This is a genomic window from Agromyces luteolus (assembly GCF_009729855.1).
Lineage (GTDB): Bacteria > Actinomycetota > Actinomycetes > Actinomycetales > Microbacteriaceae > Agromyces > Agromyces luteolus.
On the sequence record NZ_WODA01000017.1, the window covers coordinates 225,590 to 240,268 of the forward strand.

Annotated in this window: 10 protein-coding genes; 3 read left to right on the forward strand and 7 right to left on the reverse strand. The window is 71.7% G+C overall.

The window, feature by feature from the left end; all coding sequences use genetic code 11:
• Positions 1-75 precede the first annotated feature (75 nt).
• Positions 76-699, reverse strand: coding sequence for a response regulator transcription factor (locus tag GLX25_RS09740; protein ID WP_155842280.1), 624 nt, complete (start codon positions 697-699; stop codon positions 76-78).
• Positions 700-864: 165 nt separating this feature from the next.
• Here GLX25_RS09740 and GLX25_RS09745 point away from each other — a divergent pair, with 165 nt between their 5' ends.
• Both GLX25_RS09745 and GLX25_RS09750 read left to right on the forward strand, forming a co-directional pair.
• Positions 865-1,182: a PAAR domain-containing protein gene (locus tag GLX25_RS09745; RefSeq protein ID WP_155842281.1), complete on the forward strand. Its 318-nt coding sequence runs from the start codon at positions 865-867 to the stop codon at positions 1,180-1,182.
• A gap of 104 nt (positions 1,183-1,286) precedes the next feature.
• A complete protein-coding gene (locus GLX25_RS09750) occupies positions 1,287-3,431 on the forward strand; it encodes a COG1470 family protein (protein WP_155842282.1) in 2,145 nt (714 codons plus the stop codon).
• Positions 3,432-3,495: 64 nt separating this feature from the next.
• Here GLX25_RS09750 and GLX25_RS09755 read toward each other — a convergent pair whose 3' ends face one another.
• From GLX25_RS09755 to GLX25_RS09765, 3 genes are all read right to left on the reverse strand, one after another.
• Positions 3,496-4,485, reverse strand: a complete 990-nt coding sequence (locus tag GLX25_RS09755) for a sugar ABC transporter permease (RefSeq protein ID WP_155842283.1) — start codon at positions 4,483-4,485, stop codon at positions 3,496-3,498.
• A complete protein-coding gene (locus tag GLX25_RS09760) occupies positions 4,485-6,107 on the reverse strand; it encodes an ABC transporter permease subunit (RefSeq protein ID WP_155842284.1) in 1,623 nt (540 codons plus the stop codon). The genes GLX25_RS09755 and GLX25_RS09760 overlap by 1 nt, the downstream gene beginning before the upstream one ends.
• Before the next feature lie 117 nt (positions 6,108-6,224).
• On the reverse strand, positions 6,225-7,463 hold the full coding sequence (locus tag GLX25_RS09765; protein WP_155842285.1) for a sugar ABC transporter substrate-binding protein: 1,239 nt from the start codon (positions 7,461-7,463) through the stop codon (positions 6,225-6,227).
• Positions 7,464-7,715: 252 nt separating this feature from the next.
• Between GLX25_RS09765 and GLX25_RS09770 the strand changes: the two genes are divergently transcribed.
• Complete coding sequence (locus GLX25_RS09770) at positions 7,716-9,398, forward strand: glycoside hydrolase family 13 protein (protein WP_155842286.1); 1,683 nt, start codon at positions 7,716-7,718, stop codon at positions 9,396-9,398.
• Positions 9,399-9,519: 121 nt separating this feature from the next.
• Here the strand turns inward: GLX25_RS09770 and GLX25_RS09775 are convergent, their stop codons facing one another.
• From GLX25_RS09775 to GLX25_RS09785, 3 genes are all read right to left on the reverse strand, one after another.
• The gene (locus tag GLX25_RS09775) at positions 9,520-10,506 is read right to left on the reverse strand and encodes an endonuclease domain-containing protein (RefSeq protein WP_155842287.1); all 987 of its coding nucleotides are present in this window, start codon (positions 10,504-10,506) and stop codon (positions 9,520-9,522) included.
• Between the two features lie 212 nt (positions 10,507-10,718).
• The gene (locus GLX25_RS18385) at positions 10,719-11,672 is read right to left on the reverse strand and encodes a M23 family metallopeptidase (protein WP_166548665.1); all 954 of its coding nucleotides are present in this window, start codon (positions 11,670-11,672) and stop codon (positions 10,719-10,721) included.
• 1,791 nt (positions 11,673-13,463) lie between these two features.
• Complete coding sequence (locus GLX25_RS09785; protein ID WP_155842289.1) at positions 13,464-14,297, reverse strand: inositol monophosphatase family protein; 834 nt, start codon at positions 14,295-14,297, stop codon at positions 13,464-13,466.
• Between the last annotated feature and the right edge of the window lie 382 nt (positions 14,298-14,679).

The following is a 14,679-nucleotide window of genomic DNA, read 5'->3' on the forward strand; positions in this document are numbered from 1 at the left end:
CGGCCGGTGGGGCCGGGGCATCCGCGGGGGCAGCGTCGGATTCCTCCTCGGGCAAGCCCCGGTCGCACGGTGCACTCAGATGAGGCCCTCGCGCATGGCGTAGGCGACGGCGTGCGAGCGATTCCTGAGCTGCAGGCGCGTCGTGACATCGTGCAGCACGTTCTTCACGGTGCGCTCGGAGTAGCAGAGCTCGGCCGCGATGTGCGCCGTGTCCCACCCGTCGGCGACGAGCCGGAGCACCTCGATCTCCCTGGACGCGAGGCCCGTGAACGCGATGCCGCGCGGGTCGAGCACCGTGCGCTGGAGCCGGCCGACCTGGTCGAGCAGCCGCCCGAGCAGGTCGGGTGGGACGGTTCCCTCCCCGGCCGCCGCCGAGACGATGCACGACACGAGCCGATCGGTCGTCGCCTCGGATCGGCGGACGAACCCGACCGCGCCGCTCTCCACGGCACGCACCAGGTCCTGGTCGTCGAGCTCGGCGGCGATCAGGATGACCCTGGCCTCGCCGTTGCGGCGGACGAAGCGCAGCGTGTTGAGCGACTCGTCGTCGACGGCGTCGACGATCACGAGCACGACGTCAGGCGGCTCGTCCTCGTCGGCGGTCACGATCCGGACCTCGGGTCGCGGACGCAGCGCGCTCGTCACCCCGGCTTCGGAGATGGGATCCCGCGCGTACACGCGGACGGCGATGCGTGACATGGCATCCTCCTCGGCGTCGTCGGACGGCCCTCCCGGCGCCGTCCCGTGGATCGTGTCAAGGGCCGCTCTCCGCGCACTCAACGTGTCCTCAACGGGCGACGGCGTTGCCTGTTCGCCCGCCCGGGCGGACGCCGCGTCCTCGTTCGCCACGCGTAGCCTCGGGGCATGCCCGTGGGTCCCGCGCTCCGCGTCGGCGACATGGCCGTGTGCCCGCTCGTCGACGGCGTCACCCCGCACGTGGGCGGCCCGATCACCCCCGTCGCATCCGTCCCGACCGTGCTCATCGCCGGCATGCCCGCGGCGGTGGCCAACGGCATCCCTGGCGGGATCGTCTGCGCCTCGCCCGCGCCGAACGGCATCGCGATGGGCAGCTCGACCGTGCTGATCGGCGGGTTCCCGGCCGCGCGGCTCGGCGACACGTCGATGCACGGGATGCCCGTCGTTCCCGGCCCGGGTGCGCCGACCGTCATCATCGGCGGCTGAGGCGAGCAGCGCCGTCGGCGGCTGACCGAAAGGGCACCGCTCCTGCCCGGAAGGCGGGTCGGAGGGCCGACACGTGCGGCACGCCGGTTCGTAGCGTCGGATGCATGGCCACCGTCGCCGACATCGAGCCTGCCTCGCTCACGATCACGCCCGGCACGGCGGAGCAGTTCACGCTGACGCTCCGCAACGAGGGCGACGACGTCGAGGCGTATCGGCTCACGGCGATCGACGACGCCGCCGAGCACGTCGTCATCGAGCCGGACACGCTGCTGCTGCACCCGGGCGAGTCCGGCACCGCGACCGCCACCATGCGGCTCGAGCACACGGGCAGCTGGGCCGTCGGGGAGATGGTGGTCCGATTCCAGGTCGTCCCGGCCGGCGCGCCCGACGACTTCCTCGTGCTCGAGGCGATCGCGACGATCCAGTCGTTCAGCGACGTCTCGGCCGTGCTGTCCCCGCCCTCCCTCGAGGGACGACGCGGCGCGACGACGCGCATCGCCGTCTCGAACAACGGGAACGCCCACGCCGACGCCGACCTCGCCGTCTCGGCCGGCAACCTCGAGCTGACGATCGACCGCCCACGGGTGGCCCTCCCGGCCGGCTCCACCCAGGAGGTGAGCCTCCGCGTGCACGCCCGGAGCCTGCTGTGGCGCGGCGACCCCGAGCAGCACGACTTCACCGTCTCGGTGTCGCCGGAGAACCAGCCGTCGGCCACGCTCGAGGGCACGTTCCGCCAACTGCCGCTGCTGCCCGGCTGGACGTTCATCGCCGCGATCGTCGCGGCCGCCGTGATCGGGCTCGCCCTGATCATCGGCCTCGCCGTCCTCCTGTGGAACAGCCTCACCGGCGCGGCGCCGGTGGCCACCACCGAGCCTCCGACCGAGACGCCGACCGTGACCGCGGCGGCCGAGCCCGTGAGCGTCGTGACGGAACTGACTGCTCCGGCGGACCCGGATCCCGCCGACGGCACCGTGGTCGCCACCGTCGCGGTCGACGCGGCGGATGCCCCGGAGGACTCGCTCGTCGCCGTCGCCGTCTCCTGGCCCGACCAGCTCGCCCTCGCGGGCGACTCGTGCATCGGGTGGCTCGACGGCGCGACCGACGAGCTCCAGGAGCCCGGCGCGCCCGGGCTCGTGCGTCCGGGCGACCAGTGCCTGATCGATCCGGGTGCGCTCCGCTCGCAGGCCGACCTCGAGTTCACGCTGCCGCCCGAGGGGTTCTCGGGCACGGTGAGCGCGAAGCCCAGCCGGCTCGTGAGCGTCGAGGACGGCACGGTCGCCGAGGTCGATCCCGGAATCCGCACGAGCTCGGCCGAGCGTCTCGAGGTCGCACTCGACCCGCCGCCGTTCTGGATGCAGGTCGAGGCGTACCGGCCGAACCCCGAGTCGAGCACCCGCCAGTACGTGATGGCCGTGCACCGCACGCTCGACGCGGACTCGGACGACGCGCAGTTCGCGTTCCGGATCACCGCACCCGACTTCGCCCAGCCGCCGAACCTCTTCGGCGCCTTCCTCCAGAACGGCGCGGGGGCGTGCATCTCCGTCCCCGAGGAGGACGTCTGCGTGGTCGACTTCCCCGTCGACGTCCCCCCGGCCGAGCAGGGAAGCGGCCGGTGGGTGGGCGGCACGCTCGAGACGCAGTGGGTCTTCGTGCCGATCCAGGTGCCGACCGACGAGTCGGCGGCCGGGCTCGTCTCGCTCGAGGCGGTCGGCATCACGGAGGGCGACGACGAGCTCGGCGAGGGCGAGGTCGCCGACCTGGTCCCGCCGGCGACCGGGCCGCTCGTCGTGGGCAGCGACGTGTTCCCGGTCGACGTCGAGTTCGACCCCTCCTCCGCGCCCGCCGGGGAAGAGGTCCAGGCGACGGTCGAGCTCACGGCCGCGATCTTCGACGACCGGAGCGCCGCCGAGGACGGTTCCCGGCTGATCCAGGTGAAGTTCGACTGGACCGACCGGATCGACCTGGTCGACGACCCGATCGGATGCGCGACCTACGACGCGCGCGAGCGGGTGTGCACCCTCGACGAACCCGCCGACGGCGAACTCCCCGACATCGAGCTGACGTTCTCGATCGACGACGATGCGACCTTCGACGGCACGGACCACGCCGACCTGCTCGCCAAGGCGAGCGTGCTCACCTATCCGCCCGAGGACGAGGAGGACCTCACGGGCGGCGCCGACGTCCCCGGCGGGTGGCCCATCCGCTGGGATGCGACCGAGATCCAGCCACTCGACTTCGAGTTCGGCTGAGCCTGAACGACGGATGCCGCGACGCGGGGCCTCCGCGCGCGGCATCCGTCGTATTCGGGCGGGCCTACTTCACCGCACCGGCCGAGAGGCCGCCGACGATGTACTTCTGCAGGTAGAGGAAGAGGAGCACGACCGGCAGCGCCGCGATGACCGCGCCCGCCGAGAACGCCGCCCAGTCCGCGTAGCGCGGGTTCGAGACGAGCTTCGTGAGGCCGACCGCGAGCGTCTGGTTCTCGGTATCGATGAGGATCACGGAGGCCACCACGTACTCGTTCACCGAGAAGATGAACGAGAGGAGGGCGACGACCGCGAGGATCGGTGCGACGAGCCGCAGGATGATCGTGAAGAAGATGCGCGCGTGCCCGGCGCCGTCGATCTTCGCCGCCTCGTCGATCGACGCCGGGATCGTGTTGAAGTACCCGTACATCAGGTACGTGTTCACGCCCAGCGCGCCGCCGAGGTACACCATGATGAGGCCGATGTGCGTGTTCAGGCCGATCGCCGGGAACCAGTCGCTGATCGCGGTCATCACGAGGAAGATCGCGACGACGGCGAGCATCTGCGGGAACATCTGCACGACGACGATCGTGATGAGGCCGAATCGTCGGCCCGTGAACCGCATCCGCGAGAACGCGTACGCCGCGAGCGCGCCGAGGAACACCGTGAGGATCGCCGTGACGCCCGCGATGATCAGCGTGTTCGCGAACCAGGTCGTGAACGGCACCTGCGGGTTCGTGAGGATCCGGGCGTACGCGTCGAACCCGATCTGCGAGAAGAGCGCATTCGACCCGGTGAGCGTGCCGTTCGGGTTCAGCGACGACGAGATCACGAACACGACCGGGAAGAGCGCGAACGCGACGACGACGAGGCCCACGAGGTGGCGCCATCCGGTGGCCTTGAACCACCTGCCGAAGCGGAACGGGCGCTTCGCGGGCACGGCGGCGGCGCGCTCGAGGCGGGGGTCGCCTCCGACGCGGGCCGCGTCGCGCTGCTCGCGCAGCTCGCCCTCGAGGAGCCCGGCGTCGGAGCCGGGGATCGGCTGCTGGTTCGACATCAGTTGATCTCCTCGAGCGACTTGGTCCGACGGAACGCGATGATCGAGATCACCGCGACCACGATGAAGATGATGATCGAGTACGCCGCCGCGAGTCCGTAGTCGCGGTTCTGGCCGGTGAAGGCGACCTTGTAGACCATCGAGATGAGGATGTCGGTGAAGCCGACCGGGATCGGCGCGCTCGTGTCTCGCGGCCCGCCGTTCGTCAACATGTAGATGACGTTGAAGTTGTTGAAGTTGAACGCGAACGACGCGATCAGCAGCGGGGCCACGCTCACGAGCAGCAGCGGCAGCTTGATGTGCCGGAAGGTCTGCCATGGCGACGCACCGTCGATGCTCGATGCCTCGTTCACGTCGTCCGGGATCGACTGCAGCGCGCCCGTGCAGATGAGGAACATGTACGGGAACCCGAGCCACAGGTTCACGATGATGACCGAGAGCTTCGCCATCCATGGATCGGTGAGCCATGGGATCGATGCGCCGCCGAAGATCACCTGGTTGATGAAGCCGAAGCTCTCGTTCATCATGCCCGCCCAGACGAGCGCCGAGAGGAACGACGGGATCGCGTAGGGGATGATCATCGCGACCCGGTAGTACCTGCGGCCCTTCATCCGCATGTCGTTGAAGACGATCGCGAGGAAGAGGCCGAGGAAGAACGTCGTCGCGACCGAGATCAGCGCGAACGCGAACGTCCAGAGCGTCACGTAGACGAGCGGGCCCGCGAGGCGGGTGTCGGTCACGGCGCGGACGAAGTTGTCGAAGCCGACCGTGATCTGCCAGCCGGGGAGGATCTCGGTGCCGTCCTCGGCGGTGAACGCGCCGGTGCCGGTGTCGGAGTAGACCGTGCCCGTCGTGAGGTCGGTCATGGTGCCCGCGGCCTCGTCGTACTCGAGGTTCGAGGTGTAGAGGTAGCCGCTCGAGCCGTCGGGCGTGCGGATGGCGCCGTCGTTCGGGTCGTCCGAGAACGGCACCGCGAGCTCGGTGATCTCGTTCGTCCGCGCGATGACGTCGCTGAACTGCAGGGTGGTCCAGCCGTCGACGGCGACGGCCTTGCCGCCGTCGACCTCGGACGGGTCCACCGGCTGCAGCTGCTGCTCGGTCGTTCCGAGGCTCGCCTCGCCGCTGGGGTCGGTGACCAGGAGGCCGAGCGTGCCGAGCTGGTCGACGACGGTGACCTGGTAGGTGGGCGAGTCGGGCACGCGCTCGAGCGACGCGGCCATCAGCGAACTGACCGCCTGCTCCTTCGAGCCGTTGTGCCCGGTGCCGTAGTTGGTGAAGGCGATGTACCCCGTGTAGACGAGCACGAACACCTGGAACAGCACCAGGAAGATCACGCCCGGCGTGAGGTACTTCGCCGGGAGCGCCCTCCGCGAGAAGTAGATCCAGTTGACGAGGGCGGTGACGCCCACGACGACCGCGAGGACCAGCCACTCCTGCGACAGCGCGAGGACGAGGATCGCGTAGACCGCGATCGCGTCGACGATGCCGAGCAGCAGCAGCTTGACCAGGATGGAACGGATGCCGCCTGACGCGGCGTCCGCGATGCGTGCGGCGCGCTTCTGCCGCTTCGTGGGCGGCGTCGCCGAGCCGGCGGCGACATCCTCGTCGATCGTGGTGCTCATCTGCTGCTCTCTTGCTCTCTCGTCCGTCTCGCTCGTCAGCGCGCGTCAGCGGCGCTCGGGGATGCGAGTGGCTCCGGGCCGGATGCCGCGTGGCATCCGGCCCGGAGCCTCAGGCCCTTACTTGGCGTCGATCGCAGCCTGGACGTCGGCGGTGAGCTTCTCCCACGTCGCCGCCGGGTCCTCGCCGTTGATGATCGAGGCCTCGGCGATGCCCCAGTACTGCCACACCGAACCCATGGCCGGGATGGCGGGCATCGGGACGGCCTCCTGGCCGACGGCCGCGAAGCCCTCGATGATCGGGTCGGACGAGGCCGACTCAGCGGCGGCGCTCAGGGCCGGGAGGATGTTGCCAGCCTCGAACAGCTCGAGCTGGACGTCCTCGGTGCCGATGTAGTTCACGAGGAAGTCGTTCGCGGCGACCTTGTTCTCCGACTCGGACGAGACGAAGAAGCCCTTGACGCCGGCGAACGGCGAGGCGGCCTCACCGGTCGGGCTGGGGACGGTGTCGATCGCGACGTTCACGCCGCCGTCGATGGCCGCGCCGACGTTCCACGGGCCGGTGAGCCAGAACGCCGCGGTGCCGTCGAGGAAGGCCTGCTTGGCGATGTCACCGTCGATGTCGGTGTTGAAGACGCCGGTGCCGTTCTTGCCCTGGCTGCCGAGCCAGGTCGCGAACTCGGTGCCGCCGGCGCTGCCGAGCTGGAGGTCGGTGGGGTCGTAGCCCTCGTCGTTGGTGCCGAACACCGGGGCGCCGAACGCCGTCTGGAACGGGTAGAGGTGGTAGGGGTTGCCCTCGGCGCCCTGCTCGACGACGAACGGCTGGTCGAGGCCCGCGGCCTTGCCCTTGGCGATCATGTCGTCGAAGCTCGTGGCCGGCTCGGCGACGAGGTCGGCGTTGCGGAGCACGGCGATGTTCTCGACCGCGTAGGGGAGCATGTAGACGGTGCCCTCGTAGGTCGCCGCGTCGATCGCGACGGGGAGGTAGTCGGCGGCCGAGTCGCCGAGCTCGAGCGGCGCGACGACGCCGTTGGTCGAGAGCTCGCCGAGCCAGTCGTGCGCACCCATGGTGATGTCGGGGCCCTCGCCCGTCGGCACCTGCTGGATGAAGTCGTCCTTGATGGTGGCGTTGTCCTTGCCGACGAGGTCGACCTCGACGCCGGTCTCCTCGGTGTAGGCCTCGGCCGCGCCCTTCAGCGCGTCCACGCGCTCGGCGTCGACCCAGACGGTCAGCGTGCCGCCGGACGCAGCGCCGTTGTCGCCCTCGCCGGAGTCGCCGCCGGCGCAGCCAGCGAGACCCAGGGTCGCGACGACGGCGACGGCGCCGGCCGCGAGGAGGCTCTTCTTGTTCACCCGCATTGGTGTGCCCTTCTCAGTGTGCGTGAGATCGGCGCCTTCGCCTGGTGGGGAGTTCCGCGCACCGTGCTCGAAAGGCCGTTCTTCCGTGTGATGTTCGCCCGCCATGTGATTGCAAGCGATTTCAGGTATACCTGCTCTTCGTCACATTGACAACTCGGCGTTACGAGATCGATACCGCCTTGGTAGGCTCCTCCGGGGCGCTCGAACGTGCAAGCGCTTCCAGATATCTGAGATTGGCTTAAGGTTTTCTCCATGACTTCCGAATGGTGGCGCACCGCCGCGATCTACCAGATCTACCCACGGTCCTTCGCCGACGCGAACGGCGACGGCATGGGCGACCTGGCCGGCATCCGCTCGCGCCTGCCCGAGCTCGCCGACCTCGGCGTCGACGCGATCTGGCTGTCGCCGTTCTACACGTCGCCCCAGAAGGACGCCGGCTACGACGTCGCCGACTACTGCGACGTCGACCCCCTGTTCGGCACGCTCGCCGACTTCGACGACATGCTCGCCGAGGCGCACCGGCTCGGACTGAAGGTCATCGTCGACCTCGTCCCGAACCACTCCAGCGACCGGCACGTGTGGTTCCAGCAGGCGCTCGCGGCCGCGCCCGGCAGCCCGGAGCGCGCCCGCTACATCTTCCGCGACGGCAGGGGCGCCGACGGCGAGCTGCCCCCGAACAACTGGGAGTCCGTGTTCGGCGGGTCGATGTGGACCCGCACGACGAACCCCGACGGCACCCCCGGCCAGTGGTACCTGCACATCTTCGACAGCTCGCAGCCCGACTTCGACTGGGAGCAGGAGGAGGTCCGCGAGGAGTTCCGCCGCATCCTGCGGTTCTGGCTCGATCGCGGCGTCGACGGGTTCCGCGTCGACGTGGCGCACGGCCTCATCAAGGCCGCGGGACTCCCCGACTACACCCCGCCGGCCGACGCCGGCTCGATGGGCGGCAACCAGCACGGCCTCGAGGCCGGCGTGCCGCTCGAACCCGAGATCCACGATGAGAACCTCGGCGCGCCCTACTGGGGCCAGGAGGGCGTGCACGACGTCTACCGCGACTGGCGCCGGGTGCTCGACGAGTACGACGGCGAGCGGATCCTCGCCGCCGAGGCCTGGGTCGACCCGCTCTCGCGCGTCGCCAAGTGGGTCCGCCCCGACGAGATGCACCAGGCGTTCAACTTCGCCTACCTCGAGACGCCGTTCGAGGCGGCGCCGCTGCGCGCCGTGATCGACCGCTCGATCGAGACGTTCGGCGCCGTCGGCGCACCGTCGACGTGGGTGCTCTCGAACCACGACGTCATCCGCCACGCCTCGCGCCTCGCGCTCACCGCCGACAGCCTGCAGGGCCACGGCATCGGGCCGAAGAGCCCCGGCCTGCCCGATCCGGTGGTCGGCCTCCGCCGCGCACGTGCCGCGACCGCGCTCATGCTCGCGCTGCCCGGCTCCGCCTACCTCTACCAGGGCGAGGAGCTCGGCCTGCCCGAGGCCATCGACCTCCCCGACGAGGCCCGCCAGGACCCGACCTGGTTCCGCACGAACGGCGAGCGCTACGGCCGAGACGGATGCCGCGTGCCGCTGCCCTGGGAGGCCGACGCGCCGGCGTACGGCTTCGGCCCGGCCGACACGACGTGGCTCCCCCAGCCCGCCGAGTGGGCGGACTTCGCCCGCGACCGCCAGCGCGGCGTCGCCGGTTCGACGCTCGAGCTGTACCGCTCGCTCCTCGCCGAGCGCCGCGCGCGCTCGCTCGCGACCGGCGAGCTCGAGTGGCTCGACGGGTTCGGCGACGACGTCCTCGCCGTCCGCAACGGCACTGTGATCGTCGTGGCCAACACGGGCTCGTCGCCCGTCGAGCTCCCCGAGGGCGACGTGATCCTCGCGAGCGCCGACCTCGACGGCCGCACCCTCCCGGGCGACACCACCGCCTGGCTCGCCGCGTAGCGCGCGCCGCGCCCCGCGCGCCGCACCCCGCACCCCGCGCGCGCTCCGCGCGCCCGCGTTTGACACCTCGTGCATGAGAATCCGCCCGATGGCCCCGCACAGCGGCTCGTCGGGCGGATTATCATGCGTCCTCATCATCGGGGCTGCGACGGTCGGCAGCCACGTCGGTCAGCGCCGACACCGGGAGCGCCGGCTCGTACGGGCCTCGGCCCGACCACCGGTGCTCACCGCGCCCGACCAAAGCGAGTATGCCGGTGCGCGTGCGGTCCCAATCGTCGATGACCTGACGATAGCTGAGCCTGAGCACGACGTACCCGCGCGCGACGAGGATGAAGTCCCGGCGCCGATCCTCCTCGAACGCCTCGCCGGTGTGGAATCGCCTCCCGTCTACTTCGATGACGAGCCGATCGCCGACGAGGAAGTCGACCGATCCCACGTCTTCGATCGGCGCCTGGGCGCGGAACGCGATCCGTGCCGATCGAAGCAGCAGACGGATCCTCGTCTCGAGACCCGACTGGCTCAAGGGGTCGGCACGATCGATGAGCACACTGCGCGTGCGAGGCATCTGCGACCTGATGAGGTCGAGGTGTTCCATGTGGAGCGCGCCTCGTTCGAGGGCCGAGTCGACGGTGGCCAGTGCGTCGGCTGGATCAGTGCACGCGAACATCTCGGCCAGGGCGAGCGTGAGCGGGTCGCGCGCGCGATCGAACCCGCCTCGGGTGCTGTAATGCACGCACACTCGGTGGGCCTCACGGTCGAGCCTCGTCCGGCGGTCGTTCGGCGAGAACAGTCGGCCGGTCGAGTGCCGCACGCGCACGTGAAGGCGATCATCGTCATGGAGCCAGAGACCGTGCAGTCGCGCCACCGTCGCGCCGGTCGCCGTGCCACCGACCCGGACCGCGCGCACGATGTCGACCGGCGCTTCGGCGCCGGCGTACCATCCGTTGCGCACGCGTCGGATCACGCCGGACGTCTCGGCCGCGGTCACGTCGTCCCTCGTGCAGCCGATTTCGAGGAGTCGTTTCAAGGGAAGCACGCCGCCGTGATAGCGCAGGCGCTCGGCAATCGAGGTCATGGCACGATCGTGTACACCGCTGCGCGCGCTCATGGACGATGAACTCGGTCTGTGCTGCGATCACGCCGTTTCAAGGGCGTGGAGGACGAATGAGAATCGACCGGATGGTGCCTCCTGACGGGCTGACCACCGGAATCTCATACACGAGACCAGACGCCCAGCGCTGTGCGCATGAGAATCGACCGGATGGCGCCTCCTGACGGGCTGACCACCGGAATCTCATGCACCCCGCGACGGATGCCGCGTCAGTTCGTGTTCGCGTAGAGCCACTCGAGCGGGTCGACCCAGTACCCGTCGATCCCGCCGATGCGGATCTCGAAGTGCAGGTGCGGGCCGGTCGACATGCCCGTGTTGCCGGTCGTGCCGAGCACGTCGCCGACCTCGACGGTGTCGCCGACCTCGAAGCGGCGCGAGCCGTACTCCATGTGCGCGTACACGCTCGTGACGACCTGGCCGTCGATCACGTGGTCGATCATCGTGACGACGCCGAGCGAGCCGCCCGCGTCGGTCGAGTTCGACACGACGCCGTCGGCGATCGCCTGGATCTGCGCACCGAGGCCGGGGTTGAAGTCCTGCCCGTGGTGGTCCGACGAGCATCCGTAGCAGTTGCGGTAGCCGAACCGGTCGCCGATGTGCACGCCGACCGCGAAGGGCCACTGGATGGTGCCGAGCGGGTTGTTCGTGAACGTCGCCTCGGCGCGGATGCCGGCCGCCTGCGCGTACTCCTCGATGGTCTGCGCCTGGTAGTCCTCGCGCCCGATGCCGGCGGCGAGCGTGCCGCCCGAGATGTCGACGCGCTGCCCGTCGAGGGTCGTGCCGGTCGTCTGCGAGAGCGCCATCGCCTGCACCTCGGCCGGGGTGAGGAGCGAGAGCGAGGGGACGGATGTCGCGACGGCGAGCATCGCGACGAATCCCATGGCGACGACGCTCGCGAAGCGGGTGGTGAGCGCGCGCTTCCGGGTTCGCCCGGGCGCGGCCTTGGACGAGAACGGTCCGTCCTCGGGCCGTCCGTCCGGTCGCTGCGGTGCCCGTCGATCCGCCGGGGTCCGTCGGCCGACGGGCGTGCGGTGAGCGGATGCCGCAGGCGCGCCTCGTCCGCCGGAGCCGGCGTCGGCACCGCGCCCGTCGAGCCGGGCGGCCTCGACGGCGGCGTCGAGGTCGCGGGCCTCGCGATGCCCGAGCCCGAACAGGTCGCTCACGTCGTTCGCGGTGATGACTGCGGGGTCGGATGCCGCGGCGCGCCGCGCATCGGCGGGGAGCGCGTCGAGTCGCGGAGCCTCGCGCCCGGACGCGGCCGCCGCGCGACCGTCGCCGGGACGGGTCGGACGCGGCTGAGCGTCCGACCGGGCGGCGAGTCGCGGGTCGCGCGACCCGACGGGAGGCTGCGCCGCCGGGTGCGGGGCGCCTTGACGCTCGCCCGCACCGGGAGCGCGTTCGGCACGAGCGGCCGCCTGGGCGGCGCGCGGGTCGGGGTGCGGATGCCGCGGCGCGCCGGGCTGCGGGCGCTCCTGCGACGGCGGGGCGGGCCTGCGCTCGGGGGCGGGCCTGCGCTCGAGGTTCGGCCTGCGCTCGGTGTTCGGCGTGCGCTCTGGGTTCGGCCTGCGCTCGGGGATCGGTCCGCGAGGCGCGGCCTCGGGCGCGTGCCGCTCCGATCGCGTCGGCGACGACGACCCGTCGGGCCCGGCCGTGCCGGCCGCACCGGCCGTGGCCGGACGAGCGGACGACGCACCGTCGGGACCCTGACCCGGCTGCGGCCGCCGCGGAGCACCGTCGGACTGCTGCCGGACGCGCGGGTCGTCGAGACGGCCACCGGCCGGAGCACCGGGCCGCGGCATTCGCGCGGCCGCGGCCGGGGCCTCGGGGCGCTGGTCGGGAGCGGGGCGCGGAATCGGGCCGCGCTGCGCGGCCTCGCGGCCGCCGGTCGGGGCGGCGTCGGGGCGGCGCTGCGGCGTCCACCCCGGCGCGGGCGCACCCGCTTCGGGGCGGTACGGCCGGTCGACCGGCGCGTTGGCCGCGGCGGGACCGACCGGGCGAGCCGGCTGCGTCGCGGGGGTCGGGGTCGCACGAGCCGGGTGGCCGGGAACCGAGCTCGTGGGCGGCGGCGGCGTCGCGGAGGCCCGGGTCGCACGAGCCGGCTGGCCGGGAACCGAGCCCGTGGGCGCCTGCGCCGGCGTCGCGGGCGTCGGGGTCGCACGAGCCGGAGGGCCGGGAACCGAGCCCGTGGGCGGGAGCGCCGGCGACGCGGCGCCCCGCGAAGCGGGTGCGGGCCGGTCGGCGCGAAGCCCGGAGCCCGGAACGTCGACGGGACCGGCGGCCGCGCGGCGGCCGGTCCGCGGTGCGGGGTTCGCGGGTGCAGCGGGGGCGGCGGCGGATGCCTCCCGGCGCGCGGCCGACGACTCGCGGCGCGTGGGCGTGGGCTCCTCCGCGGGGAGGGGGTCGCGCCGCAGGCGGCGCGACTCCGTCGGCGCACCGGGCTGGGTCGTCGGGCGAGCCGCGCCGGACGGGAGGTGGGCCGGGCCGGCATCGACCGCCGCCTCGCGGCGATCGCGAGGACGCAGCGGCCCCGTGGCATCCGCCCGTCGCCTGGGTTCGCTCTCAGGGCCCGCCACCGATGCCGCTCCGCCTCGCGACGGCAGGTACGACTCGAACGAGACGCCCCCGGACACACCGACGGCCGAGTCGCCGACCCGTCGGTCGGCCGGCTCGGCCGGTGAGGAAGCAGAGGAACGGTCCCGCAGTTCGCGGCGCGTCGGCGTGCGCTCGGACCGCAATCGGTCTCTGGTGCCTGGCGCTGAATGGTCGGGCACGAGGGGGGACTCGGGCACGTGGGGGACTTTCGCTCGTTCGGGGGGCTGACGGGGGGCTCGTGCTCACCGGGCAGGGCCGAGATCACGGATCGATAAAGCGTAACCGGTCGATGGGCGGAACGCCACGTGGATGCGATATACGGAGAAGGTCGTCCGGATGCGATGTGGAGCGGGTCCGCGGGCTCAGGCGCCCGCCTCCTCGAGCAGCGCGGCCAGGTCGTCGAACAGCGACGGCGCCGCCGCGACGAGCATCCGGTCGCTCTCGGCAACTCCGCCGAGCCCGCCGACCCGACCGCCCGCCTCCCGCACGATCAGGGCGCCCGCCGCGTGATCCCAGGGGTTCAGCCCGAATTCGTAGAACGCGTCGAGCCGCCCGGCGGCCACGGCGCCGAGGTCGAGCGCGGCCGACCCGATGCGACGGATGTCGCGGATGCGCGGCAGCACGTCCACGAGCACCTTCGCCTGGCTCGCGCGCCGCTCGGCGGCGTACCCGAACCCGGTCGCGACGAGCGCGCGCGAGAGGTGCACGTCCTCGTTCACGCGCAGGGCGTGCGAGCCGAGCCCGTCCACGAGTCGGGCCCCGCCCCCGACGCTCGCCTCGAACACCTCTCCCGTCACCGGGTTCACGACGATCCCGGCGAGCGCGTGCCAGTGCCCGGGGTCGGGCGGGCCGTCGACGACCGCGATGCTCACCGACCACGACGGGATGTCGTAGAGCAGGTTCACGGTGCCGTCGATCGGGTCGACGACCCAGTTCAGGCCGCTCGAGCCGACGTGCGTGTCGTCCTCCTCGCCGAAGATCCCGTCGTCGGGGCGCGCGTCGAGGATCATGGCGCGGATGCGCTCCTCGGTGTCGCGGTCGACGGCGGTCACGACGTCGGTCGGCGTGGACTTCGTCGCGGCGACCGAGATGCCGCGCCGGCGTTCCTCGAGCGCGGTCTGGGCGACGGTCGTCGCGATCCGGCGGGCGATGGCGAGCAGGTCGACGGATGCCGCGTCCGCGGCGTTCTGGGTCATGCCCCCACGCTACGCCCGCCCCCGTGCCCGTCGAACGGACATGACGCGCGAGCCCGCGGCATCCGCCCCGCCATTGCTGCGCATGAGAATCCGGCCGGTGCCGTCCCCAGGCACCCCATCACCCGGATCTTCATGCACCCAGATCTCGCGCGAATGAGAATGCGGCCGGTGCAGTTCCCTGGCGCCCCATCGCCCGGATTCTCATGCACCCACGTTGCAGCACGCATCCCGCGGCATCCGCCCCGACAACGGACTCCGGCATCCGCCCCCGGCAACGGAAGAAGCCCCGGCGAACCGGGGCTTCCAGATGGTGGCGAGTGAGGTGTCTGAGTTCACGACATGTGTCACAGGTGATACGTCGCTCATGTCTCGTGACATAGGT

Coding starts and splice junctions, on each gene's coding strand:
- GLX25_RS09750 (WP_155842282.1), top strand. CDS start 1,287: ATGGCCACCGTCGCCGACATCGAGCCTGCCTCGCTCACGATCACGCCC.
- GLX25_RS09775 (WP_155842287.1), bottom strand. CDS start 10,506: ATGAGCGCGCGCAGCGGTGTACACGATCGTGCCATGACCTCGATTGCC.
- GLX25_RS09785 (WP_155842289.1), bottom strand. CDS start 14,297: ATGACCCAGAACGCCGCGGACGCGGCATCCGTCGACCTGCTCGCCATC.
- GLX25_RS09740 (WP_155842280.1), bottom strand. CDS start 699: ATGTCACGCATCGCCGTCCGCGTGTACGCGCGGGATCCCATCTCCGAA.
- GLX25_RS09765 (WP_155842285.1), bottom strand. CDS start 7,463: ATGCGGGTGAACAAGAAGAGCCTCCTCGCGGCCGGCGCCGTCGCCGTC.
- GLX25_RS09760 (WP_155842284.1), bottom strand. CDS start 6,107: ATGAGCACCACGATCGACGAGGATGTCGCCGCCGGCTCGGCGACGCCG.
- GLX25_RS09755 (WP_155842283.1), bottom strand. CDS start 4,485: ATGTCGAACCAGCAGCCGATCCCCGGCTCCGACGCCGGGCTCCTCGAG.
- GLX25_RS09770 (WP_155842286.1), top strand. CDS start 7,716: ATGACTTCCGAATGGTGGCGCACCGCCGCGATCTACCAGATCTACCCA.
- GLX25_RS09745 (WP_155842281.1), top strand. CDS start 865: ATGCCCGTGGGTCCCGCGCTCCGCGTCGGCGACATGGCCGTGTGCCCG.